Source organism: Collinsella bouchesdurhonensis, assembly GCF_900155365.1.
GTDB lineage: Bacteria > Actinomycetota > Coriobacteriia > Coriobacteriales > Coriobacteriaceae > Collinsella > Collinsella bouchesdurhonensis.
In genome coordinates, this window is sequence record NZ_LT699738.1 from 86,630 (window position 1) to 109,025 (window position 22,396).

The 22,396-nt window shown below is 58.3% G+C and carries 22 protein-coding genes; 4 read left to right on the forward strand and 18 right to left on the reverse strand.

The features are described from left to right. Window positions 1-198 precede the first annotated feature (198 nt). From BQ9843_RS01020 to BQ9843_RS01055, 8 genes are all read right to left on the reverse strand, one after another. Window positions 199-765, reverse strand: a complete 567-nt coding sequence (locus BQ9843_RS01020) for a haloacid dehalogenase-like hydrolase (RefSeq protein ID WP_040219869.1) — start codon at window positions 763-765, stop codon at window positions 199-201. Window positions 766-950: 185 nt separating this feature from the next. After that, the gene (locus tag BQ9843_RS01025) at window positions 951-2,915 is read right to left on the reverse strand and encodes an ABC transporter ATP-binding protein (RefSeq protein WP_075843530.1); all 1,965 of its coding nucleotides are present in this window, start codon (window positions 2,913-2,915) and stop codon (window positions 951-953) included. Beyond that, window positions 2,908-4,707, reverse strand: a complete 1,800-nt coding sequence (locus BQ9843_RS01030) for an ABC transporter ATP-binding protein (protein ID WP_230205517.1) — start codon at window positions 4,705-4,707, stop codon at window positions 2,908-2,910. The genes BQ9843_RS01025 and BQ9843_RS01030 overlap by 8 nt, the downstream gene beginning before the upstream one ends. Then, window positions 4,676-5,206 (reverse strand): MarR family winged helix-turn-helix transcriptional regulator, encoded by a 531-nt coding sequence (locus BQ9843_RS01035; RefSeq protein ID WP_195906588.1) that lies wholly within the window; start codon window positions 5,204-5,206, stop codon window positions 4,676-4,678. Before BQ9843_RS01035 ends, BQ9843_RS01030 begins: the two co-directional genes overlap by 32 nt. Before the next feature lie 302 nt (window positions 5,207-5,508). Then, window positions 5,509-5,850, reverse strand: a complete 342-nt coding sequence (locus BQ9843_RS01040) for a type II toxin-antitoxin system RelE/ParE family toxin (RefSeq protein WP_075843532.1) — start codon at window positions 5,848-5,850, stop codon at window positions 5,509-5,511. Continuing rightward, entirely contained in the window at window positions 5,840-6,109 is a 270-nt protein-coding gene (locus tag BQ9843_RS01045; RefSeq protein ID WP_075843533.1) for a type II toxin-antitoxin system prevent-host-death family antitoxin, read from the reverse strand. Before BQ9843_RS01045 ends, BQ9843_RS01040 begins: the two co-directional genes overlap by 11 nt. 98 nt (window positions 6,110-6,207) lie before the next feature. Next, window positions 6,208-8,415, reverse strand: coding sequence for an NAD-dependent DNA ligase LigA (gene ligA, locus BQ9843_RS01050; protein ID WP_075843534.1), 2,208 nt, complete (start codon window positions 8,413-8,415; stop codon window positions 6,208-6,210). Between the two features lie 167 nt (window positions 8,416-8,582). Beyond that, window positions 8,583-9,605, reverse strand: a complete 1,023-nt coding sequence (locus tag BQ9843_RS01055) for an alpha/beta hydrolase (RefSeq protein WP_230205518.1) — start codon at window positions 9,603-9,605, stop codon at window positions 8,583-8,585. A gap of 106 nt (window positions 9,606-9,711) precedes the next feature. On the opposite strand from BQ9843_RS01055, the gene mtnN reads away from it, so the two are divergent. The 4 genes from mtnN (at window position 9,712) to BQ9843_RS01075 (ending at window position 12,466) form a co-directional block, all read left to right on the forward strand. Then, window positions 9,712-10,455, forward strand: coding sequence for a 5'-methylthioadenosine/S-adenosylhomocysteine nucleosidase (gene mtnN / locus BQ9843_RS01060; RefSeq protein ID WP_143327598.1), 744 nt, complete (start codon window positions 9,712-9,714; stop codon window positions 10,453-10,455). 9 nt (window positions 10,456-10,464) lie between these two features. After that, the gene (gene yihA, locus BQ9843_RS01065) at window positions 10,465-11,067 is read left to right on the forward strand and encodes a ribosome biogenesis GTP-binding protein YihA/YsxC (RefSeq protein WP_022387027.1); all 603 of its coding nucleotides are present in this window, start codon (window positions 10,465-10,467) and stop codon (window positions 11,065-11,067) included. Between the two features lie 234 nt (window positions 11,068-11,301). After that, window positions 11,302-11,835 (forward strand): DNA-deoxyinosine glycosylase, encoded by a 534-nt coding sequence (locus BQ9843_RS01070; RefSeq protein WP_075843537.1) that lies wholly within the window; start codon window positions 11,302-11,304, stop codon window positions 11,833-11,835. Next, window positions 11,825-12,466 (forward strand): 5-formyltetrahydrofolate cyclo-ligase, encoded by a 642-nt coding sequence (locus tag BQ9843_RS01075; protein WP_195906589.1) that lies wholly within the window; start codon window positions 11,825-11,827, stop codon window positions 12,464-12,466. Before BQ9843_RS01070 ends, BQ9843_RS01075 begins: the two co-directional genes overlap by 11 nt. Before the next feature lie 115 nt (window positions 12,467-12,581). Here the strand turns inward: BQ9843_RS01075 and BQ9843_RS01080 are convergent, their stop codons facing one another. The 10 genes from BQ9843_RS01080 to BQ9843_RS01125 all read right to left on the reverse strand — a co-directional run. After that, a complete protein-coding gene (locus BQ9843_RS01080) occupies window positions 12,582-14,051 on the reverse strand; it encodes a S1C family serine protease (RefSeq protein WP_075843538.1) in 1,470 nt (489 codons plus the stop codon). Between the two features lie 187 nt (window positions 14,052-14,238). Further along, window positions 14,239-14,901 carry a response regulator transcription factor gene (locus BQ9843_RS01085; RefSeq protein WP_075843539.1) on the reverse strand — a complete coding sequence of 221 codons (663 nt, stop codon included), beginning with the start codon at window positions 14,899-14,901 and terminating at the stop codon, window positions 14,239-14,241. 103 nt (window positions 14,902-15,004) lie between these two features. Beyond that, window positions 15,005-16,345, reverse strand: coding sequence for a glutamine synthetase family protein (locus BQ9843_RS01090; protein WP_075843540.1), 1,341 nt, complete (start codon window positions 16,343-16,345; stop codon window positions 15,005-15,007). Window positions 16,346-16,525: 180 nt separating this feature from the next. Beyond that, on the reverse strand, window positions 16,526-17,218 hold the full coding sequence (locus BQ9843_RS01095) for a GntR family transcriptional regulator (RefSeq protein WP_075843541.1): 693 nt from the start codon (window positions 17,216-17,218) through the stop codon (window positions 16,526-16,528). A 95-nt stretch (window positions 17,219-17,313) separates the two neighbouring features. Next, window positions 17,314-17,643, reverse strand: coding sequence for an oxidoreductase (locus tag BQ9843_RS01100; protein WP_230205520.1), 330 nt, complete (start codon window positions 17,641-17,643; stop codon window positions 17,314-17,316). A 394-nt stretch (window positions 17,644-18,037) separates the two neighbouring features. Then, the gene (locus tag BQ9843_RS01105) at window positions 18,038-18,238 is read right to left on the reverse strand and encodes a hypothetical protein (protein WP_040219852.1); all 201 of its coding nucleotides are present in this window, start codon (window positions 18,236-18,238) and stop codon (window positions 18,038-18,040) included. 144 nt (window positions 18,239-18,382) lie between these two features. Beyond that, complete coding sequence (gene feoB, locus BQ9843_RS01110) at window positions 18,383-20,941, reverse strand: ferrous iron transporter B (RefSeq protein ID WP_075843542.1); 2,559 nt, start codon at window positions 20,939-20,941, stop codon at window positions 18,383-18,385. Window positions 20,942-21,049: 108 nt separating this feature from the next. Then, window positions 21,050-21,271, reverse strand: coding sequence for a FeoA family protein (locus BQ9843_RS01115; protein ID WP_006234774.1), 222 nt, complete (start codon window positions 21,269-21,271; stop codon window positions 21,050-21,052). Between the two features lie 120 nt (window positions 21,272-21,391). Next, entirely contained in the window at window positions 21,392-21,637 is a 246-nt protein-coding gene (locus BQ9843_RS01120) for a FeoA family protein (RefSeq protein WP_075843543.1), read from the reverse strand. A gap of 322 nt (window positions 21,638-21,959) precedes the next feature. Then, a partial coding sequence (locus BQ9843_RS01125; protein ID WP_195906590.1) for a hypothetical protein occupies window positions 21,960-22,396 on the reverse strand: 437 nt, incomplete at its 5' end.

Here is a 22,396-nt window from a genome sequence, read left to right on the forward strand (position 1 = left end):
GATGTCCTCCTCATCGCCGGCATTCACCCGCATTGTCGTGCTTGGGTCACACAAGAGTTGCCCGCACCCGCGCAAATTGCACAAATGTGCACAAATTCGTAACATCTTTTGTTCATTGAAGTCACGGGCACTAGCCAAAAGGACTCTCTGGTCACCCCGGCGTCAATCAAAATGACATGGCTTGGGTGGCACCGCAGCCTAAACGTTAACCTGCTTGATATGGTTGCCATGCACCAGATAAGCGCGGCGCGCGAGCTTCATCATGGGCAGGTCGATCATGTTATCGCTATAGAACTCGTCGGGCACAGCATCTGGCCCAAACATCTCGCGGAACACCTTGACCTTGTTAGTTCCAAAATTGAGGTGCTCGAGCTCCAAAGTATCGCGATTGACCGTCGAACAGACCATAGTCTTGATACCCAGACGCCGCTGAATCTCGTTCATGGTGTAGTCAAACGACCCGGTCATGATCACATCGTCAGGTTGCGGATGATACCAATGCTTGATTTTATGCATGTGCGCGTCCCAAAAGGCGCTCACCATACCGTCGATATCATCAAAGGAGTTCAGATACGCCTTGAGGTACTTGGCCATGGCATGCTCGAGCTCCTCCAACGTGCATTTTTCCTTGGAGTAACGCATGCCGTAGTAGGCAAGCGGCGGCACGAAACGCACGACTTTCGGATTGTACTTGAGCGAGAACAAATAGAAGTCGTAAGGGCTCTCGCCGTCGTAGATGGTGTTGTCGAAATCAAAAACGCGCATGCGCGGGCACGGTCCTCTTCAATCGTAATAGCGTTCGCTTCTACTGCTTCTACTATATCCATCTTCCGTGTCCGGCATGCAAGTGCGTACAGAACCGTTACATGCGGCCCAACAAGTCCTGCCGGAGCTCAATATGTAGGACCTGTGAAAATGTGACAAAATAAACCTGTCGACTTTTTGTCACATTAGTCGAGTTCTTTGAGGCCCTGGTAAAGCTGCCAGTACTCGCCGTGCTGGGCCAGCAGCTCTTCGTGCGTGCCGCGCTCGACGATACGTCCATGCTCCAAAACGATGATGGCGTTGGCGTTGCGCACAGTCGACAGGCGATGCGCAATCATGAAGGTCGTACGGCCGTCCATGATGCGGTCCATGCCCCGCTCCACAAGCTTCTCGGTACGCGTGTCGATGCTCGACGTAGCCTCGTCCAAAATCAGCACGGGAGGATCGGCCACCGCCACACGAGCGATAGCAAGCAGCTGGCGCTGTCCTTGGCTCAGGTTCGCGCCGTCGGAGGTCACCATCGTGTCGTAGCCATGCGGCATACGGCGAATGAACGAATCGGCGCAAGCCGCACGCGCTGCAGCACGCACTTCCTCGTCGGTAGCATCAAGCTTGCCAAAGCGGATGTTATCGGCAATGGTCCCCGTGAACAGATGCGTATCCTGCAGCACGACACCGAGGCTTCGACGCAGATCTGCCTTGGCGATGTTGCGCACGTCGATACCATCGAAGGTGATTTCGCCCGCGTCAAGCTCGTAGAAGCGATTGATGAGGTTGGTAATGGTGGTCTTACCGGCACCGGTCGATCCCACAAAAGCGATCTTTTGGCCTGGTTTGGCAAACAGGTTGAGGTCGTGCAGGACCAGCCTCCCCGGCACGTAGCCAAAGTCCACGCCATGAAAGCGTACGTCACCTCGCAGCGGAACCGACTCGACTGCCAGCAGCGTGCCATCTGTGCCCAGTGCTGTACGTTGCGGACGTGCGCCCGATGCCTCGGCATCCGCCACGCAATCAACCGCGAGGGCGGTCTGCTCTCCGGCATCCACATCGGCAGCCACGGGCACGAGCTTGCCATAGGCTCCCAGGCCCTGACCCTCCGGCAGCTTCCACGACCATTCGTCCTCGCTATTCTGCGCGAGCGTCACGCGGCCCTCATCGTACTCGCCCTCAAGCTCCATCGCGGCAAACAGACGCTCGGCACCCGCAAGGGCATTGAGCAAGAAGTTGCCCAGCTGCGTCACCTGATTGAACGGCATTGCCGCCTGGCGTACAAATACCAGGTAGCTTGCGAGCGCGCCCACGGTCGCCAGGCCATGGATGGCCAAGATTGCGCCCACCACGGCCACAATCGCGTAGTTCACGTACCCGATGCACACCGTGACCGGCACCATCGTTGCGGCATATGTCTGTGCCGAGGTTCCCGCCTGGCGCAAGTCCTCGTTACGGTCGGTAAACTCGGCAACATTTGCCTGTTCATGGTTGAAGACCTTGACAACTTTTTGCCCCGAGACCATCTCTTCGATATAGCCGTCGAGCGCACCCAACGCCTTTTGCTGACGCGCGTAGAACTTCTTGCTGCGCGTGCCCGAATAGCGCACGTGCACCACGATGGCCACGTCGCACGCCACAGTAATGAGCGCAAGACGCCAATTGAGAACAAACATCAAGACCAGCGTTCCCACCGTCTGCACGGCAGCCTGAATCACCGTTGCGAAGCTGTTGTTGAGCGCCTCGGAAACGGTATCCACGTCGTTGGTGAAAAAACTCATGATGTCGCCCGCCCGCGTACGGTCAAAATAGGCAAGCGGAAGCGTCTGGATATGCGCAAACAGGTCGCGGCGAATGTCAAACACCACTCGCTGCGCCGCGCGAACCATAATCTGCGTGTAGCCCAGCGCGCAGGCCACGCCCAGCGCGTAGATGGTGGCGGTAAGCGCGATAAGCGAGCCCAGTCTAGCGGCATGTCCCGTGGTGAGCGCCGTCACAACGGGATTGATCATGTAGGTACCCAGCAGGTTAGCGAGAGCCGAAACAACGGCAAGCACGCTCACGATGCCAAGCGAGATCTTGGCGTGACCCATGTAGGAAAGCAGGCAACGCAGCGTATGCTTGAGGTTTTCCGGGCGTGCCTGAGCTGCAGTCTTAGGCATGGGCCTCGCCTCCCCTCAAAAAATCATCAGGCGTCGCTTTGTCGGCATGCCCCACCTGAGAAGCGTAGATTTCCTGGTAAATAGCATCGGTCTCGAGAAGCTCCGCATGGGTGCCCTGCGCATGGAGATGGCCGTCATCCAAAACGACGATCTTGTCGGCATCCATCACCGAAGTGATGCGCTGCGCGATGATGATGCAGGTAACGCCCGGGATGCTCGCCAAGTTGGCACGGATCTTAGCCTCGGTGGCCATGTCCACGGCGCTTGTCGAATCGTCGAAGATCAAGATACGCGGACGCTTGAGCAGAGCGCGGGCGATGCACAGGCGCTGCTTTTGGCCGCCGGATACACCGGCGCCTCCCTGCCCCAGGTCGCCGTCGAGACCGCCGATACGATCCAAGAATTCGTCCACGCATGCCAGACGGCACGCCTCAAGGAGCTCTTCGTCGGTTGCCTCGGCATTGCCCCAGCGCAGGTTGTCGCGCACAGTGCCTGTGAAGAGCACGTTTTTCTGCAGTACCACGCCCACGGCGTCGCGAAGAACAGCCAGGTCGTACTCGCGCACGTCATGGCCGCCCACCAGCACCTCGCCCGCCGTTGCATCGTACAAGCGCGCAATGAGCTGCACGAGCGAGCTTTTGCCCGCGCCTGTGCTGCCCAAGATGCCCACTGTGGAGCCGCTTGCGATATCGAACGAAATATCCTCGAGCACGTCCTCCTCCGCCTCGGCGCGATATTTAAAGGTGACATCGCGAAAGGAGACCGAGCCGTCTGGCACGGCTGTGAGCGCATGCGCAGCCGCCGGAGAGGCGATCAGGGGTTCTTCGTCAAGAATCTCACCCACGCGCTCCACGCTCGTAAGCGCACGCGTGAGCAGCAGGAAAACATTCGAGATCATCATCAGCGAGTTCATGACCTGCAAGACATAGCTCATGAAGCCCGTGAGCTCGCCCACGGTCAGGGTGTTTGCGCAAATCATCTGGCCGCCCACCCACAGCACGAGCGTGGCTGCCGTGTAGATTGCCGCTTGGAATACCGGCAGGTTGAACTGAGCGGTCCCAAACGTCTTGGTAGCCCCCTGTGCAAGCTCGCTGTTCACGCTGCCAAACACGTCGCACTGCTGCGGTTCGCGCACGTAGGCCTTGACGGCGCGAACGGCGGTCAGGTTTTCCTGCACCACGCGGTTCACGTGGTCCATTGAGGTCTGAAGGCGCTGGTAGAGCGGAGATACGCGCCAGGTGATAATGCCGAGGGCCACCGCGAGGACCGGCAGAATGCAGACGAACACCATGGCAAGCTCGCGGTTGAGCGAAAACGCGTAGACAAGCGACATGACGAGCATCATCGGCCCGCGCACACAGGGTCTAAAGCCGTTTGCCATAGCGTTTTGAATGACGGTGATATCGGTGGTCATGCGCGTGATCAACGACGACGTTTGGTAATGGTCGAGGTTTCCAAAGGCGTAGCGCTGGATCTTCTCGTACTCCGCCTGACGCAAGTTCGCTCCGAGCCCCACCGAAGCCCTCGACGCAAAACGCGCGTAGAAAAAGCCCAGGGCAAGCGATGTGACCGCACAGGCAAGCATCAGTGCGCCCTGATGTAGGATGAGGGGGATGTCGGCATGCGCGATTCCCTCGTCGATAATGCGCGCCATGAGCACGGGGATAAAGAGCTCGATAGAGGTCTCGATAGCCACGATAAGGATGCCGAGCACGGCGTCGATCTTGTATGTTCCCAGGTAATGAATCATGCGACGCAGGTTATTCATGCTTTTTGCCTGCCTCAAGCTCATCTGCCATATTCTTGCGTACGCGCTCGAGCATGTCCCTCAACGTAGCTTCTTCCTCTGAGGTAAAGCCGCGAAACATGATGCGATCGACGCGACGGCACTCATCTTCCCAAGCGGCAAGGGCATGCCTGCCCTTCTCGGTGATATCGAGGGCGCGCGTGCGACGGTCGCGACCCGGAACGCTCGTCAAAAAGCCCTCGCGCTCCAGCGGATCGAGCAGGCGCGACACAGCCGAGGGATCGATGGAGTAGAAGCGGGCGATCTCGCGCTGTGTGCTCACGCCATGCACCGCGATATACGAAAGGATGCGAGGCTGGCCTTGCCCCAGCCCCAGGCTTCGGGCGCACGGGCGCGTCGTGTTGTTCATGGTATGGAATGCACGGCTGATGCTCATATGGATATCGTTGAGCGACATGCCCAAACGCATGTCTTCACGCATGTCTTCGTCGGAGGCCGATTGCTGCATCGGCGCGTCTGTTGAGATGGAATCATCCTGTGCCATCTTCATCTCCTTGAATACTCAACTAATGACTACTCAAGTATTGTGAAAGGAGGCCCGGGGTCAAGTACCCGCCCGAATTTGTAACGTAAGTAACAAAGTGCACGACAGGGGCACGCGGCACAGCGCGGTGCCGGGGAGGGATGTGCACACGCGCCAAATGGAGCAAAAAATCCCTTTTAGACCGCCTGGTAGACGCGCTAAAAGGGATTTTCTGCTTCATTAAGGGGGCCTCAGAGAGCACGCGGCGGCACGACGTCCGTCCACTGGCCCGCATGGGGTTAGGGGAGCGAACGACGAGGCGACTAATCATCTCCCCCTTTAAGTTCATTGCAAACGTCATAAGCGATGACAAGCGACGCATAATCCTGGCTTTGATGAAACACGTGAGCAATTTCGACATCGCTGCCTTCGTAGTAGTACAGCATGACATAAGAGTTCACGGAGCACGCGTGGTATCCAAGACCTCTCAACTCCCGCAGAAAGGAGAGCCCGTAGTCGGCAACCCCGCTCTGCAGAATCTCGAGTTGTTGCCGATATTTTGCCAAAAAGCGACGCGCGGTATTTACACCATGACCCATCAGATACTCAACGATATCGTCAACCTCTTGCTCTGCTGTGGGGAGGATTTTGACGTTATAGGCCATATTTTGTCTCAAGATCACTCAAAGCCTCAAAGGCGCTGCGTCCTAAACCGGCCGCCCGCTCGCGCTCCGCAATCGCAACTCGCTCCATAAGACGGGCCTTGGCTTGCTCCTGGACCATGCGATCATAGTCCACCGAGCGCATGACGACGAACTTGCTATAGCCATTCTTCGTCACCGTGATGGGACCCGGAGTAGACTCGACAAGCTCCGAGAACTTGGCGGTGTCACGCATATCTTTGATTGGCACGCAAACTGGCATGGCACACTCCTATCATAATTATGTACACAATTATGATATAGCATTTTGGTCTAGAGCTTGAAGGAGTCTTCTTGAAACCCAAATGTCAGCATGTTTTTCTACGCCGTGGGCAACTCACCTGTCGTCAGGATTATCTCAAGCTGTTCCTCGTCCAAAACGGGCACGCCCAAGCTCTCTGCCTTAGCGAGCTTTGACCCCGCCTTTGGACCTGCCACCACAAAGCTCGTCTTCTTCGAGACCGAACCAGTCACCTTGGCACCCAGGGTTTTGAGCGCTGCCCCCGCCTCGTCGCGCGTACGGCGCACGAGCGTACCGGTGAGCACGAAGGTGAGGCCCGCAAGCGGTTGCTCGGATGCGAGGTCCGCCGAGACGCCCGCGGCAGCTGCGGCATCCGCCGCTATCTGGCCCAAATCTTCCTCAAGCGTAAGACCTGCCTGACGTAGGCGCTCCAGGACCTCGAGGTTCTCAGGCACCGCTAAAAAGCCCTTAACGCTCGCGGCGATCTTGGGACCGACGCCGTCGATGCTTGCAATCTCCTCCTCGCTCGCCAGCACGAGCTTGTCGATGGAGAGGAAGCGCTGGGCCAAAAGCTCGCCCACGCTCTTTCCCACCAGGCGAATACCCAGGGCAAACAGCACACGACCAAGCGGTTGTTGTTTGCTGCGCGCAATCTCGTCAATCGCCTTCTTCGCTGTCTTTTGACCCACGAGGATCGGGTCGCCCGCGCGCACGCCACGGCGCGCATTAGAAGCGGCATATGTTCGGCCCGTATCAAGGCCGGCGATGTCCTCGACCGTCAGCTGATAGAAATCGGCAACGTCATGGAGCAGACCAGCGGCAATCATCTTGTCCACCAGCTCATCGCCCACGCCATCGACATCCATGCAGCCGCGGCTCACCCAGTGCAGCAAACGCTCCTTGAGCTGAGCCGCGCAGTCGAGCGACACACAGCGATAAGCGACCTCGCCCTCCTCATGCACCACGGGGCTGCCGCACACGGGGCACGTCGCAGGCATTTGCCAGGGCCGGGCGTCGGGCCAGCGCTTGTCGAGCACGGGGCCCACAACCTCGGGAATCACGTCGCCCGCCTTATGGACCACGATGGTGTCGCCCACGCGCACATCCTTACGATGCACCTCGTCGATATTGTGGAGGGTCGCGCGAGCGATAGTGGAGCCCGCAACGGTCACCGGGTCAAACTCGGCAACCGGGGTGAGCACACCGGTGCGGCCCACCTGCACGCGAATCTCGCGCAACACGGTTGTCTTTTCTTCCGGCGGGAACTTAAAAGCGATAGCCCAGCGTGGGGCGCGGGCAGTGAAACCCAGATCGGACTGCTGCTGGAAGGAATCGACCTTCACGACCACGCCATCGATGTCGTAATCAAGGTCGCCGCGATGTGCCAGAGCATCAGCGCAAAATTCGTGCACCTCGGTCGGCGTTTTGCAGGTCGCGACGTTGGGATTCACGTGGAACCCGGCGTCGCGCAACCAGTCCAAAAACTCATGCTGGCTGTGAACGTGCAGCGGTGCCGTATCGGCAATAGCGTAAATAAAGGTAGAGAGGTCGCGCTTGGCCGTAACCTTGGGATCTTTTTGGCGAAGGCTGCCCGCCGCCGCGTTTCGGGGGTTGGCAAACGGATCACGGCCCTCGGCATCGGCTTCGTCGTTCAGTCGCACGAAACTGCCCTTGGGCATATAGACCTCACCGCGGACCTCGATCACGCGGTCACGGTCGGTGCCCATGTGTGCCAGGGCTTTCTCAGAAAGATGCATGGGGACGTCTTGAATCGTGCGGACATTCAACGAGACATCCTCGCCGGTCGTACCGTCGCCGCGAGTAGCAGCGCGCACAAAGGCGCCGTTTTCATAGGTAATGGCTACGCCCAGGCCGTCGATCTTGAGTTCGCACGTATACGTCACGTGACCGGCACCCAAGGCGTTTTCCGTGCGCTCGAGCCAAGCGTCGAGCTCCTCGAGATTCATGGCATCGTCCATGGAGTACATGCGCGCCATGTGCGTGACGGGGGCAAACTGATCGGAGACGTAGCCGCCTACACGCTGCGTATATGACGTAGGGGTTATTAAATCGGGGTATGCCGACTCGATTTCCTGAAGTTCGACAAGCATCTTATCGAACGCGGCATCGGTGATCTCTGGGGCGTCGAGCATGTAATAGCGGTACGCATGGTAGTCCAACTCGTGACGGAGCTCCGCCGCACGCGCCGCAGCCTGTTCATGCGACAGCGCAGGCTCCGTAGATCCCGCACCCGCCGTATCGCCAAACAGGTTCATTTGTTCCGTCATCGCATATCCCCTCGCATACCATCATGTGTCAAAAAAACGACAGGTTTATTCTGTCACACTCTCCACGCGCCCGCGCAGCACCGCATGCCCCCGACGCTGCATTTTTGTCGATGTGACAAAATAAACCTGTCGTTTTGCTGTCACATCGACACGGACGGCAGCGATCGCTAGAACACGTTTCCGCTGCTTAACGGGTCATCAGAATCGTCAAGCGGGAGCCAGTCAAGAGAGCGCTCGATCCAGGTGTCCCAGAACTTCCAATTGTGTGCGCCGGGACCCTCGTGATAATCCACCTCAAAGCCCTCGCCTATCAACTTGTCTCGATACGCGCGGTTAGGTTCGAGCAGGTCATCGTCCTCTCCGCAAGCCATATAAAAGCTCGGCCGTGGACCATCCGAGGCGCCAACGCGCTCGGCCAGAGCATCATAATCGTTTTGCGAGCCACGCACCGCATCCAGCGGGCCGTAGACCGACTCGTAGAAGCCACGATTGCCCAGGATGCCTGGAGCATCGTATGTGCTTTCAAGAACCCGCTTCGAATTAAGGGAAAGGCCCGAGGACAACGCCACCACGTTGCTGAACGTCTCGGGATGGCGCAGGGCGTTGACGATAGCACCGTAGCCGCCCATGGACAGGCCACCGATAAACGTATCCTTGCGCTCGCAGGAAAGACGGAAGAGCTTTCGCGTGAACTCCACCAGCTCATGACCGATAAATTCCCCAAACCGCGCGCCGTCGGCTCGGTCGTTATAAAAGCCGTTCTCGCCCGACGGCATGATAACGGCAAGGTTTCGCGCCTCCGCAAGGCTTTGGATGCGCGTGCGCGTAACCCAATCCGTATAGTTGCCGTACACGCCATGGAGCAGATAGAGCGTCTTGAAAGGTCGTTGCTGATCACGCGGCACCGACCGTGCATAGCCCAACGAATCGATGGACGCCCAGTCTGCGGGGACAACGGCGTTAATTGTCACCGTACGCATGAGCGAGGTGGAAAGGAAATCGACTTTGACGAGCGCCATCAAGGGCCCCCTTCTCTCGGGCGTCTTGGCAAGCAAGACGCAAACAAGCGTCAGCGCACGGCCGCCGCGGACAGGCGTGGGCATCGCATGCGGCAGCGCAATAATGTACCCTGCCGGCTCCAGGCGGCTGTGCCACGGCATCAGTGTAGCCGCAAGTCGGCGAACGGTCACGTGGCGGCAGCGTTCGTCGGTTTCCTCTGGAAAGGCACCCGACGCAGGCGCGATGGCCGGCGCTTTGATACCATAGGGCAGAAAAACCTAAGGATATGGGGGTTAAATCATGAAAACAATCGCTATCATCGGCGCCCTTGAAAAAGAGGTTCGCGAGGTTGCATCCGCCGTTGACGGAGCCGTCACCACACAAGAGGCCGGCCTCACGGTGCTCGCCGGCACCTACCATGGTGCCCGTCTTGTTGCCACCACGGCGGGCATGGGCACAGTCAACGCCGCAGCCGCCGCACAGCACCTTATCAGCACCTATCATCCCGAGGCCCTCATCTTCTCGGGCATCGCAGGCGGCCTTAACCCCGTGCTGCATATCGGCGATATCGTGATCGGCGAGCGCCTGCGCTACCTCGATACCGACACGGCGCTTCTTGCCGAATCCGCCCCGGGACTCGAGGAGTACACCTCGACCCCAGCCCTTGTCGATGCTGCCGAGGCGCTTCTCACGAGCCGCGGCTACTGCAACGCGGCCGAGCAAGCAGCAGGTCCCGATAGCCTGCAATACCTGCGCGGAATCATCGCCACCGGCGATCGCTTCGTTGCGGGCGCCGAGATGCGCGAGCGCGCCATCGAGGCAACCCACGCGGACTGCGTGGAGATGGAAGGCGCCGCCATCGCGCACATCGCCGCCAAAAACGGCATCGACTGCCTGGTCATGCGTGCCATTTCCGACAATTGCGACGAAGCATACGACGCGTTGTGCACGCGTGAATTTGACCTCGAGGAGTACGCACAGCGCGCAAGCAACATCACTCTCGGCATCGTCCGTCGCGTCATTTGCGGCAACGAGGCGTAAAGGAGCACTATGGCAAACCAGATCAACTACAACACCGTCAAGTTCGTCGCTTCATACGGCAAGGCTTCGCAGATTCCGCCTTCGACCTGCCCCGAGGTGAGCTTCGTAGGCCGCTCAAACGTGGGCAAGTCGTCTATCATGAACAAGATCTTCAATCGTCGCAATCTCGTTAAGGTGTCGAGCACCCCGGGCAAAACGGCCAATGTGAACTTCTTCGAGGCAGACGGCGTGCACTTCGTCGACCTGCCTGGATACGGCTTTGCACAGCGCTCGAAGGGAGAGCGCGATCGCTGGGCGCAGCTTATCGGCGATTATTTTGACCTGGATCGCAGCTTCAACTTGGTTGTCTCGCTGGTGGATATCCGCCACGACCCCAGCAAGCTCGACCATCAGATGATTGAGTTTCTGCAGGAAGGCGAGTTCCCCTTTATCGTGGCGCTCACCAAGGCAGACAAGCTTTCGCGCAATCAGCAGGCAAAACAGACAGCAGCGATCAAGCGCCAGCTCAACGTCCCCGCTAAAAACGTCATCGTCACCTCATCCGAATCGGGCCAAGGCATCGAGGAACTGCGCGAGATAATCGAGCAGTACTGCCTGGGCGAGGAGGAATAGCCAAGGGCACACGAGCAAAAGAAGCGCACGCAGACAGGCTGCCGTCTCCATTGTCGGCATTTGCAGCAAAAAGTCCCATTTGGAACGCCCATGGGTCCTCCAAGTGGGACTTTTTGCTGCATTTAGCCCATGTTGAATCTAAGCTACAGCAGCCCTCGGTCGGCGTTGGGAGAGTAGCAGCAAAATGTGACAAAATAAACCTGTCGACTTTTTGTCACATCGCAGGTGGGGTAGATGGAAGCTCAGCATATCGAACATACGTTGGAACCGATTTTTGACGAGCGCTCGCACGTGCTCGTGCTGGGGACCATGCCCTCACCCAAGTCCCGTGAAGTCGGCTTTTATTACGGGCATCCGCAAAACCGCTTCTGGCGCGTGATGGAGGCGCTATTCGAGCTGCCCAGCCATTCTCTTGTCGAAAACAATGCGCGTCGCGCGTTTCTCCTCAAGCAGCATATTGCCCTTTGGGATGTGCTTGCCTCATGCACCATCGAAGGGGCTGCCGACGCAAGCATCGTCGACGCGATTCCCAACGATCTCACGCGCATCTTCGGCACGGCACCCATCACGCACGTCTTCACAACAGGAGGAAAGGCCACGCAGCTGTGTCAGCGCATGGATGGAGAGGTGCTCAGCGCTCGAAATATTCCGCTCACCGGCCTTCCATCCACAAGCGCCGCAAACGCGCGCGTGCGCTTGGACCAGCTTGTAGAAGCGTATCGACCAATTGTACATGCCGTCACCGCAGGCAACTGCCATGCTAAATAATAGCCCCCGCGATAACGATATTGCCCAGTTAAAACGAGAGGTTCGCGCCCGGATCATCGCGCAGCGCGATGCTTTGGCCCCTGCCCTTCGCTCCCGCAAATCGAGCGCAATTTGCACCGATCTTGCAGATGCAGCCAAGCAAGCCCTCCCGACACGGATGAGCCGCCAACTCATCGTTGCCGTCTACTCCCCCATGGGAAGTGAAGTCGATTTGGGCGAATTCATCGCCGCCCTTTACGATGCGCCAGCGCGCGTCGCCTTCCCTGCCATGCTTCCAAATCTTCAAGATGGTCAGCGCATGCAGATGCGCATTGTCTCGTACAAGGATTATCTCGACGGTTCCGCCCCGTTTATCGCACATCCGGTGCGGCCCTTTTTGCCTGTCGGTAATGCTGAAAATGGGCGCTATCCCGCTGTCGCCCCGCATGAACTCGACGCAATCGTAGTCCCCCTTGTGGGATTCGACGCCACTGGCATGCGTTTAGGCTATGGCGGCGGCTGCTATGACCGCTATCTTCCCAAGCTCCAGCCCCGTTGCTTCGTAGTCGGCGTCGCCTTTAGCGAACAACAGGTCCCGCGCGTACCCGTCGATACCTTCGACCTTCCCCTTCCGCGCATCATCAGTGCCTAGCACCGTGAACGCGAAGAGACGTTCGGCGAACGGTCGAATGTGACAAAATAAACCTGTCGTTTTGCTGTCACATAAAAAGAGGGCGCTGGGAAAACCAGCGTCCTCTCACGGGAAGCTATCTGCCGGCGCCGCCATTGCCCATGAGCTCCCGTAGATACTCGAGGAACTCCTCCTCGCTCATGCCGTTGCCGGCTCCCTCCGCGCTGTCGGTGTTGGTCTCCTCGCCTTGCGACGTTTGCGCATCGGCGTCAGAGCCCAGCTTCACATCGATCTTCTTCTCGTTCTTGCCACGCTGGACAGTGAGCGTCACCGTGTCGCCCACGTCGTAAGAGCGCAGGGCGATGATCAGGCTGTCTGCAGAGGAAATCTGCTCGTCGTTAACCTTGGTAACAACATCGCCCTTCTTGATGCCCGCCTCATCTGCTGGGCTGCCGGCAATAACCTCGCCAACATAGGCGCCCTCATTGACCGAAAGGTCATTCTGGCGCGCGTTGGATGCGGTCACCGTACCCAGGCGAACACCCAAATACGCATGCTCCGGCGTCTTGCCGCTAATGATCTGCTTGGCGATCTTCACCGCATAGTTGGACGGGATGGCAAAGCCCACGCCTGAGCTGGAGCCCGAATAGCTCTCGATAATAGAGTTGATTCCCACAAGCTCACCGTTATCGTTCACGAGTGCGCCGCCGGAGTTACCCGGATTGATGGCAGCATCGGTCTGGATCATATTGGCGTAGATATACGTGCCGCTCGTGGTGGGGAGCGCCGTGGAACGATACAGCGAGCTCACGATACCCGTCGAGACAGACTGCTCGTTACCAAAGGGGCTGCCGATAGCCATAACCCACTCGCCCACGCTAAGGTCATCGGAGTCGCCGACCTCGATGGGTGTGAGGTTCTTGGCATCCACGTCCTTAAGCTTGATCACTGCAAGATCGCTCGAGGTGTCGGCACCCACGAGCTCGGCCTCATAGCTCTCGCCATTAAGGGAAACAGTGATGTCGGTTGCGCCCTCGACCACATGGTTGTTCGTGAGAATGTTGCCATCGGTGTCGAGCACCACGCCCGAACCGATGGAGCCGGAAGCCTCGGAATCATCGCCCTGCATGACGTTCTCGGACGAACCCGAGCTCCATGCCGTAATGGATACCACGGAAGGCAAGGCCTTTGCCGAAACAGCCTCGGCAAGCGTCGTGTCCTCGGCATCGATCTTGATGGTCTGAGAGCCGCCGGAAGACTCGCTTGTTGCGGTTGCGGTGCCGGCGTCGCGGTTGACGTTAAGCGCGCCCGTCATGATAAGCGCCACGACCAAGACAGCGCCCACAACCATGCCCGCCAAGGAGCACAGGAACACCGGCAGCTTCTTGGTCTTGGTCTTCACCACCGTGTGCGCCACGGTCTGCGTCTGGGCGGCGTACGGATTGCCGGCATTGAAGGGAGGCTGCGTCGCAGCTCCTGGAGTCGCAGCCTCAGGACCTGGCTGTGCCTGCCCGGCAGGCGCCTGCGGTGTGGGCTCAACGGCGACGCGTGGCGCCGGCGCGGTAGCACCCGAGTCGTCGCGACGCGAATCGATATCTTCACTCATGGATTGGTCTTCCTTTCCATATGCCCTTAATCAAGCACCGTTGTACCCCATTGCGAGCACCATTGTCCCCAACAACGAGTACCTTAAGCTAAATCTAAGGTATGCACAAAGAGGCTTCAATATAAAAACGCGGCGACACCATTGCCGCCGCATCCAAAGATGATTCTTCCGCTTTTGCCACAAGCACTTAGAGCTTGAACAGATAGCCCACACCGCGAACGGTGGTGATGTGCGCCGCAATCTGCGGGCCCACCTTGGAACGAATACGCCTGATGTGTACGTCAACGGTACGCGTACCGCCGCAGTACTCAAAGCCCCACACGCGATGCAGCAAGACCTCGCGGCTATATGCACGATTGGGATGCATAGCCAAGAACGAGAGCAGCGAATACTCCATAAGCGTAAGGTCAACGGGTTCGCCGTCCAGATACACCTGGTAGGTTGCCAGATTAATCACAAGATTGTCGATATGCAAAACATCATCGACCGAAAACGACTCTTCCTCGCCCAGCAAACGACGCACGCGCGCTTCAAGCTCCCCCGTCGAACCTCCCGAGCAGATGAAGTCGGCATGACCATGGGCGGGGATGCGCAAGTCAGGCAAAGCATCTTCGTCCACAATCAGCAGCATGGGAATGTTGCCACGATCGTCCAGCCACTTGGCAATCTGCTCGATACGATCATTGCGAATGCCGTCGGCGTCGAGCACGAGCAGGTCGAAGTCGTGTGCCGCGGTCGGCGAATCGGGAGTCGCAGCAAAAACCTCCGCTCCCATGGTCTGAGTGAGGGAACGCGTGAATTCGTGGTATCGCGTAGTGCGAGCCATGAAAAGGATGTTTTTCTCTGACATACCAAACCCCCTTACAGGGTACATTTTAGCAGCTCATACGGGTCACATACGGTAAGGCGAGGCAATTTGGGCCACACAGGCCCCATATGCCCTTGGCTGGCCTTTATGAGTTGGAAAGATATCGGTCGACTTCCCATTGCGAGACGCATGAAGCGTATTTCTTCCACTCCAAGCGCTTCTTGGTAAGGAAGAAGCTGTGGATATGCTCGCCCAGAGCATCCTTCATGAACTGAGAATCCTCAAAGATGTCCAGCGCCTCTTCAAGATTGCGCGGAAGCTGCGTGTAACCCGCCTGCTCGAGCTCGCGCTCGGACATGCGCAAGGCAGCCGCGGTGGTCTCCGCCGGAAGCTCGAGCTTGCGCTCGATGCCGTCAAGACCAGCCGCCAGCGTTACGGCGTTCACCAGATAGGGGTTGGCCATGGGATCGGGGCTGCGCAGCTCGATACGGGTGGAAAGCTGCTTGCCCGGCTTGTAGATGGGAATGCGAATCATTGCGGAGCGGTTGCGCAGACCCCACATGGCGTACTCGGGCGTCGTGCCCTCGCCCGTGGTAAGACGCTTATAGGAGTTCACCGTGGGGTTGGTGATAGCCGAGATCTCGCGTGCATGCGCCAGGATGCCCGCCATGTAATGCTTGGCCGTATCGGACAGATGGTAGACCGGGTCGTCATCGCCATAGAACACGTTATTGCCCTCGCGGTCAAAGAGGGATTGGTGCAAAAACATCGCAGACGAGGGAGCCTTCGAGAGAGGCTTGGGCATAAATGCGGCGTGGCACCCAGCCTCAAATGCCTCCAAGCGAATGATATGCTTCGCGGTGGTAATGGCATCGGACATCGTGAGGGCCTCGGCGTGGCGCAGCGAGATGCCGTGCTGGGAGGGGCCGGCAGAGTGGAACGTATACTCCACCGGGACGCTCATCTTCTCGAGCGTAAGAACGGTGTTGCGGCGCAGGTCGCGAGCAGAATCGGACTCGGAAAGGTCAAAGTAGCCCACGTTGTCCAGGGGCTCGGGAACCTGGTCGTTCTTAAAGTAGTAATACTCCAGTTCGGCGCCCACGTTCATGATAAAGCCGGCCTCTTCGGCACGATAGAACATAGCGCGCAGACATTCGCGGGGGTCGCCCGCAAAAGGCTTGCGATCGGGTGTGCAGATGTCGCAGAACACACGCGCAACGCCGTTGTCGCTCGGACGCCAAGGAAGAACCTGGAATGTAGACGGATCGGGGAAGGCCAGCATGTCGGCCTCTTCAGGCGTGGCAAAGCCCTCGATAGCAGAGCCGTCAAAACCCACGCCCTCTTCGAAGGCGACCTCAAGGTCCTCGGGGCTGATGGCAAAGCTCTTAAGACGACCCAACACGTCGACGAACCACAGGCGCACAAAACGGATGTCACGCTGTTCGACGGTTCGGAGCACGAAGTCGATATTCTGCTGCTGATTCATGGGGCATCCCTTCACGCACACAGCAAAGTTGCCGAATCGATACGTTAGACATTTTACTTTCTCACACGATTGTTTCGGTGGAGTTTCCCGGGCGCGCCTATATCAGGCGCACCAACAGGCCTGCCCACATGCCCGTCCAAGCAACGCACTTTTTGCGTCTCGAGCAGATGCGATGATGGGCTAGATAGCCGAGTCTTTAGACGGCTCAAAATAGTCGGGATGTAAGGCGATAACCGGGCCCTGTTCCTCGGGCATCAGGTGCAGGTGCGTCTCTGCCAGATAGCTCGCCGTGTCGGTATCGCCCCTCTTAATGGCCTCGAGAATCCGGCGATGCTGCCGACGAATCGGCTCCCAATCCAGATCCTGCGACACCATACGCAACCAGTTGTATCGCTCAAAATGCGTATTGACGCTCTTCATCCAATCCCACAACATATGGCGGCCGGCAATCTCAAAACACGTCTCATGAAACAGGTTATCCAAGTCGAAAAAGCGACGTGTTTCGCTATGGTCAAGCGACTCGGACTCGGCAAGAATCCGCTCGAGCCGATGCTTGTGCTCGGGCGTGGCGGCAGAGCAACATTTAATAAGCACGCTTCTTTCGAGTTTCTCGCGCAAGAAACAGGCGTTCTCGGCGCGCTCCATGCTGATTTTTGAGACATAGGTGCCGCTTTTGGGACGAGTTTCCACCAGCTCCTGCTCGCGCAGGCGCACAAAAGACTCGCGAATGGGCGTGCGCCCGATTCCCGTCTCCTTTTCCAGACCAATCGCCGAAAGACGCGTGCCGGGTTTGAGCTCGGCATAGATGATCTTGGAGCGCAATGCGTTGTATGCCTGATCTTGCAAGCTCTGATAATGCTGGTGCTGTTCCATAAAGCCCTCGGATGAAGCTCACGGTTTGTCGAATATCGCCACGTAATACTATCGCATCCCCCATCCCCTCAGTTGCGGCGAGATGGGAGAGGTATTTAGGCGGGGTGGAAGAGCTGCGGCATGATCTTGCAGCCGTACTCGTGGACGGCCGCGGCGAGCTTTTCCCAGCCGGGGATAAACGTGTCGTCGTAACAGCACATGTCACCCGGCAGATAGGTATAGGTAGGCTCGACCGTCACGACCTCGGTGATGATCAGGCCCACGCCGCCCTTGGCGCGGGCACGGTAATGATCGACCAAGTCATCGGTCACATAGCCATGATCGGCCAGGTTGGTGGACACCGGCGGCATAAAGACGCGGTTCTTGACCTCGGTCGTACCGACCTTGATCGGACTAAAGAGCATCGGGTAGGCGGAGGACTCCATACAGGGTTCCTTTCGTTTGAGCCGCTCGGCGGCAGTTGCTGACACACCTATCGTATCAGTACCCGCCGCATTCGCACTCGCTCGCACTCCCCACCTTCAATCCCGACCCGCACAAAAAAGTTGCGGTGGAATACGGAGTAGATAAGGCCTTTGACAGCCAAAACAGTCCGTATTTCACCGCAACTGATGGGCGGGGTGGAGTTAGGGGCCCAGGTAGGCAATCATACCTTCGACGGCGAGTTTAGCGCCGGCCACGGCATGGACGACCGCGAGCGGGCCGTTGACCACATAGTTAACGATACCCAAAAAATACTCTTCAACTCGCCGCGCTCGCGTCCAAATGCGCAAAGTGCCCCGCGAGCGGATGCCCGCGGGGCACTTGGATGTCTGAGCTTTACTTGATACCGCGGCCCAAGTCTTCGGCGATTTTGTCCACGTCCTTAAGCGCGGCGCACGTCTTTTTGTTGGAGCAATGCCCCGTGCAAACGCCACCCTGAGCGCAGTCGGCGCAGGTGCCCTTGCGGTAGATGCGCACGCACACCGCCACAAACGCGATGGCGACAAGCAGCAAAATAACGATATCGATAGGGGCCATCGACGCCTCCCTTTCATAAGTTTTCCTACTGCAACTTTACCCTATAGGCCCAGTTTCAACGCCATCTTCTCAAAAAAGCCGCCCGCGGGCACAGACCCACGAGCGGCTGGGGAGAAGGCGGGGAGTTGAAACCCTACGCACCTTTTAAGCGGTGGCGTTCACCACACTGGAGGAGTTGGTCTCATCCTCATCCGTCCATGCAAAGTGAGGCATAGGACGGAAGATCTGGAAGAGCATTCCCGCCAGCAGTACAAAGGCGACAATCGTCCAAAAACCAAACTGACCCAGCACGATCAGCTCGTAGAGCTGGTTGATGATAAGGCCGATCACCCAGGCAAAGGCGCACTCGTAACCGATGGCGATAGCCGTCCACTTACCGGAGTTCATCTGGTTGCGGATGGTGCCCATGGCCGCGAAGCACGGAGCGCACAGCAGGTTGAAGGCGCCGAATGCCACGCAGGCACCCATCGTGGGGAACATAGCGGCAAACGCGGTCCAAAGACTCGGATCGGTCTCGCCCACGTCACCCACCGAAAGAAGCGAACCGGCGGTCGCAACGACGTTCTCCTTGGCTACAAGGCCAGAGACGGTAAGGGCCGTTGCCTGCCAGGTGCTAAAGCCAAGCGGAGCGAAGATCCAAGCTACAAGGTTGCCAAGCATGGCAAGCACGGAGTAGTCCATGAACTCCTCGGGGATGCCCTCCATGGAAGGCAGGTAACCAAAGGCGCCCTCGAACATACCGAAGTTGGAAAGGAACCACACCACAACGGTGGAGGCGAAAATAACCGTACCGGCCTTCTTGATAAAGGCCCAGCAGCGCTCCCACACATGCAGCGCCCAAGAGCGAATCGCCGGGAAGTGATAGGCGGGCAGTTCCATGACAAACGGAGTCGGACGGCCGGCAAAGAGCTTGGTCTTCTTGAGCATCAGACCAGAAGCGATGACGGCAAACACGCCCAGGAAGTAGAAGAGCGGAGAAATCCAGCTGGCGCTCGTCGAGGAATCGCCGATGATCGAGCCCATGAGCAAGGCGATGATCGGCAGCTTGGCGCCGCAGGGAATGAACGTCGTGGTCATGACCGTCATGCGGCGGTCTTTCTCGTTCTCAATGGTCTTGGTGGCCATGACGCCCGGGACGCCGCAGCCAGAAGAGACGAGCATCGGAATGAACGACTTACCAGACAGGCCAAAGCGACGGAAGATGCGGTCCATGATGAAGGCGACGCGGGCCATGTAGCCGCAGTCCTCCAGGAAGGAGAGCATCACGAACAACAGGAACATCTGCGGGACGAAGCCCATGATGGCGCCGATGCCGCCCACGATGCCGTCGCAGACGAGGGAATCGACAAGACCGCCGTCCTCGGTGCCGCCCGCCACAAGGGCGTCATGCACCGCGGTGGTGATGCCGGGGACGAACGGACCGTAGTCGGCGGGGTCGGGCTCGGCAACATCGAGGTCCTCGACCGCCTGAGACGCAGTGACGGTGGCGGCAGTCGTGCCAGCGTCCTCGTCCTCCTCGACCTCGCCCTTCACGGACGCGGCCTTGGGCTCGGCTGCGATGGTCTTGAGTGCGTCGGCGGCAGCGTCGCCGTCCTCGGCGTCGACAGCGTCGTTATAGGCAGAAACGTCGATACCCTTGGCGTCGGCAGCGTCGATAAACGCGGCGATTTCGGCCTGGGCCTGTGTGTACTCGCCAGCAGCCTCGTCATATGCATCGCGGCCCTGGCCCAGCACGAACCAGCCATCGGTGCCAAAGAGCTGATCGTTGGTGAAGTCGGTCACCGTACCGCCGAGCGTGGAAACGGCAATGTAGTAGACAGCGAACATGATGACGATAAAGATCGGCAGGCCAAGGATACGGTTGGTGACTACGCGGTCGATCTTCTCGGAGGTACTCATCTTTGCCGGAGCCTTGGTGAGGCACTCGTCGATGATATGGGCGATCACGCCGTAGCGCTCGCCGGTGATGATGGACTCGGCATCGTCGTCGCAGTCCTTCTCGCACTGGGCAACGAGCTGCTCCACGCGTTCGGCGTGGTCCTTCGTGAGGTTGATAAGCTTGCACGCAGCCTCGTCGCGCTCAAAGAGCTTGACGGCGTAGTAACGGCGCTTCTCGGCGGAGACGCTTGCGGGGAGCAAGTTCTCGATATGGGTGAGAACGTCCTCGATAGCGGAGTCGAACTTGTGCTCGGGCACGCGGCCCTTAGTAGCAGCAGACTTCTTGACCTGAGCAAACAGCTCGTCGATGCCTTTGTTCTTAAGAGCAGAGATCATGACGACGGGGCAGCCCAGACGATCGGAGAGCTTCTTGACGTCGATCTTGTCGCCGGACTTCTCCACAAGGTCGGCCATGTTGAGGGCAGCCACGACGGGCAGGCCCGTCTCAATAACCTGGAGAGCCAGGTACAGGTTGCGCTCGAGGTTGGTGGCGTCGATCACCTGGACGACGACATCGGGCTCGCCGCTCATGAGGTAGTCGCGCGAGCACTGCTCCTCGGGGCTGTAGGGCGACAGTGAATAGATGCCCGGAAGGTCCGTGATGGTTACGCTCTTGTCGCTCAAGAGCTTGGCTTCCTTTTTCTCAACCGTGACGCCCGGCCAGTTGCCAACGTAGCCATTGGCACCGGTGATCAGGTTGAACAGCGTGGTCTTGCCGCAGTTGGGGTTACCCGCAAGAGCAACATGGATCTGAGAATCCGCCATGCAATCCTTCTTCCCATTGCGCTCGGACTGCTTCCATACCGTCCGAGTTGGATGTCTTTAAGTTAGAAATTCCTAACTTTACCTGCATAAATGTTCGTTTGGGTCAACTTACTGAACCTCGACGACAGCTGCCTCCTCCTTGCGGATAGACAGCTCGTAGCCGCGAACGTTGATCTCGACAGGGTCGCCCAGCGGTGCAACCTTCACGACCTTGAACGAGGTGCCCTTGATGAGGCCCAGGTCCATAAGGTGACGACGAAGCGCACCCTCGCCGTGCAGTTTCACGATCGTGGAGCTCTCGCCTACCTTGACGTCTCCCAGAGTTTTCATTGCATCCCCCTTCCGGATACTCGTGCTTGCGATTTGCATATCACCTTCACGCACGAGAATCTTGGCCGCCGGCGTGCATTCGGTCGCCAAGAATCTCGCTGCGAAATGTGCTTGGATAGGCTAGGCGGCGACAGTCATAACGTGTTGGGCAACCTTGGTGTCCAAGCCAAAGCGCGCGCCCAAAATGGTGACGATGATGTTCGCCCCGCTCGAGCTCACCACGTGAATCTCGTTGCCCTCGACAAAACCGATGTCGTTGAGGTGGCGCTTCATGTCATCGCCACCTTTGACGCGGGAAACCTTGACGGTCTCCCCTGCCTTGACCAGCGATAATGGCATTGCCGGCATCATGGGTTTGTTCGTCATGTCGCTTCCATCCTTTGCATACATCGAGCTGGCTTTTGACAACGCCTGTGTGCCAAAAAGTTAGCCGTCTCTATGTTTACTTAAGTAAACTAGCACGTGGTTAACTTTTTGGGAAGGCTTGCAGGCCCATTTTCTTCAAAATGTTTCCATTGGTTAACGCTAGGCTGATGTGGAGTGTAATCGGCAAACGGCCGTAGTAGCTCAGGCAGCGGGTGAAAATCCCGCGAAAATGGGATGCCAACGTGCGAAAAAGCGGTCCGCCCCACTCGATGGCAAGGCGGACCGCTTGATCTCAATGCGATCTTGGATTGTTGCGTGATGGCTACTTGAGCGTTATGCAGCCCGCCAGCGCATCGCCGTAGTCCTCCAGGGACATTCCGAGGGCTTCTTGCGCGGTCACTCCGCCAACAAGCAGCTGTACCGTTCGTCCCTTAGAAGATCCGAGCTCTTTTGCATAGCCGCAGCCGTAACCCGGCATGCCCTGTTCATACGTCACGATCATGAAGTCTGCATCATCATTTGCATCTCCGTTCCGAATGAAATTCGTCACGCTCCAATTGCCAGTCCCGCCACCATAGTCAGGGCGCTCCTCGGTTTTGTACTCAAATTCGTCAATGGGAAACCAGTCGGGCAAGACCATGGTGAAGTAGTCGGTGTCGATCGTGCGCGCCCGCTTTGCCTCCTCGGCGCGCTTTGCGGCCTCCTCCTCCGCCTTCTTGGCCGCCACGGCGTCGTCACGGCGCTTGGCCGCCGCCGTCG

Excerpts from the sequence above, each read along its gene's own strand:
- BQ9843_RS01020 (WP_040219869.1), bottom strand. The coding sequence starts at position 765 with ATGCGCGTTTTTGATTTCGACAACACCATCTACGACGGCGAGAGCCCT.
- BQ9843_RS01025 (WP_075843530.1), bottom strand. The coding sequence starts at position 2,915 with ATGCCTAAGACTGCAGCTCAGGCACGCCCGGAAAACCTCAAGCATACG.
- BQ9843_RS01030 (WP_230205517.1), bottom strand. The coding sequence starts at position 4,707 with ATGAGCTTGAGGCAGGCAAAAAGCATGAATAACCTGCGTCGCATGATT.
- BQ9843_RS01035 (WP_195906588.1), bottom strand. The coding sequence starts at position 5,206 with ATGGCACAGGATGATTCCATCTCAACAGACGCGCCGATGCAGCAATCG.
- BQ9843_RS01040 (WP_075843532.1), bottom strand. The coding sequence starts at position 5,850 with ATGGCCTATAACGTCAAAATCCTCCCCACAGCAGAGCAAGAGGTTGAC.
- BQ9843_RS01045 (WP_075843533.1), bottom strand. The coding sequence starts at position 6,109 with ATGCCAGTTTGCGTGCCAATCAAAGATATGCGTGACACCGCCAAGTTC.
- ligA (WP_075843534.1), bottom strand. The coding sequence starts at position 8,415 with ATGACGGAACAAATGAACCTGTTTGGCGATACGGCGGGTGCGGGATCT.
- yihA (WP_022387027.1), top strand. The coding sequence starts at position 10,465 with ATGGCAAACCAGATCAACTACAACACCGTCAAGTTCGTCGCTTCATAC.
- BQ9843_RS01070 (WP_075843537.1), top strand. The coding sequence starts at position 11,302 with ATGGAAGCTCAGCATATCGAACATACGTTGGAACCGATTTTTGACGAG.
- BQ9843_RS01075 (WP_195906589.1), top strand. The coding sequence starts at position 11,825 with ATGCTAAATAATAGCCCCCGCGATAACGATATTGCCCAGTTAAAACGA.
- BQ9843_RS01080 (WP_075843538.1), bottom strand. The coding sequence starts at position 14,051 with ATGAGTGAAGATATCGATTCGCGTCGCGACGACTCGGGTGCTACCGCG.
- BQ9843_RS01085 (WP_075843539.1), bottom strand. The coding sequence starts at position 14,901 with ATGTCAGAGAAAAACATCCTTTTCATGGCTCGCACTACGCGATACCAC.
- BQ9843_RS01090 (WP_075843540.1), bottom strand. The coding sequence starts at position 16,345 with ATGAATCAGCAGCAGAATATCGACTTCGTGCTCCGAACCGTCGAACAG.
- BQ9843_RS01095 (WP_075843541.1), bottom strand. The coding sequence starts at position 17,218 with ATGGAACAGCACCAGCATTATCAGAGCTTGCAAGATCAGGCATACAAC.
- BQ9843_RS01100 (WP_230205520.1), bottom strand. The coding sequence starts at position 17,643 with ATGGAGTCCTCCGCCTACCCGATGCTCTTTAGTCCGATCAAGGTCGGT.
- BQ9843_RS01105 (WP_040219852.1), bottom strand. The coding sequence starts at position 18,238 with ATGGCCCCTATCGATATCGTTATTTTGCTGCTTGTCGCCATCGCGTTT.
- feoB (WP_075843542.1), bottom strand. The coding sequence starts at position 20,941 with ATGGCGGATTCTCAGATCCATGTTGCTCTTGCGGGTAACCCCAACTGC.
- BQ9843_RS01115 (WP_006234774.1), bottom strand. The coding sequence starts at position 21,271 with ATGAAAACTCTGGGAGACGTCAAGGTAGGCGAGAGCTCCACGATCGTG.
- BQ9843_RS01120 (WP_075843543.1), bottom strand. The coding sequence starts at position 21,637 with ATGACGAACAAACCCATGATGCCGGCAATGCCATTATCGCTGGTCAAG.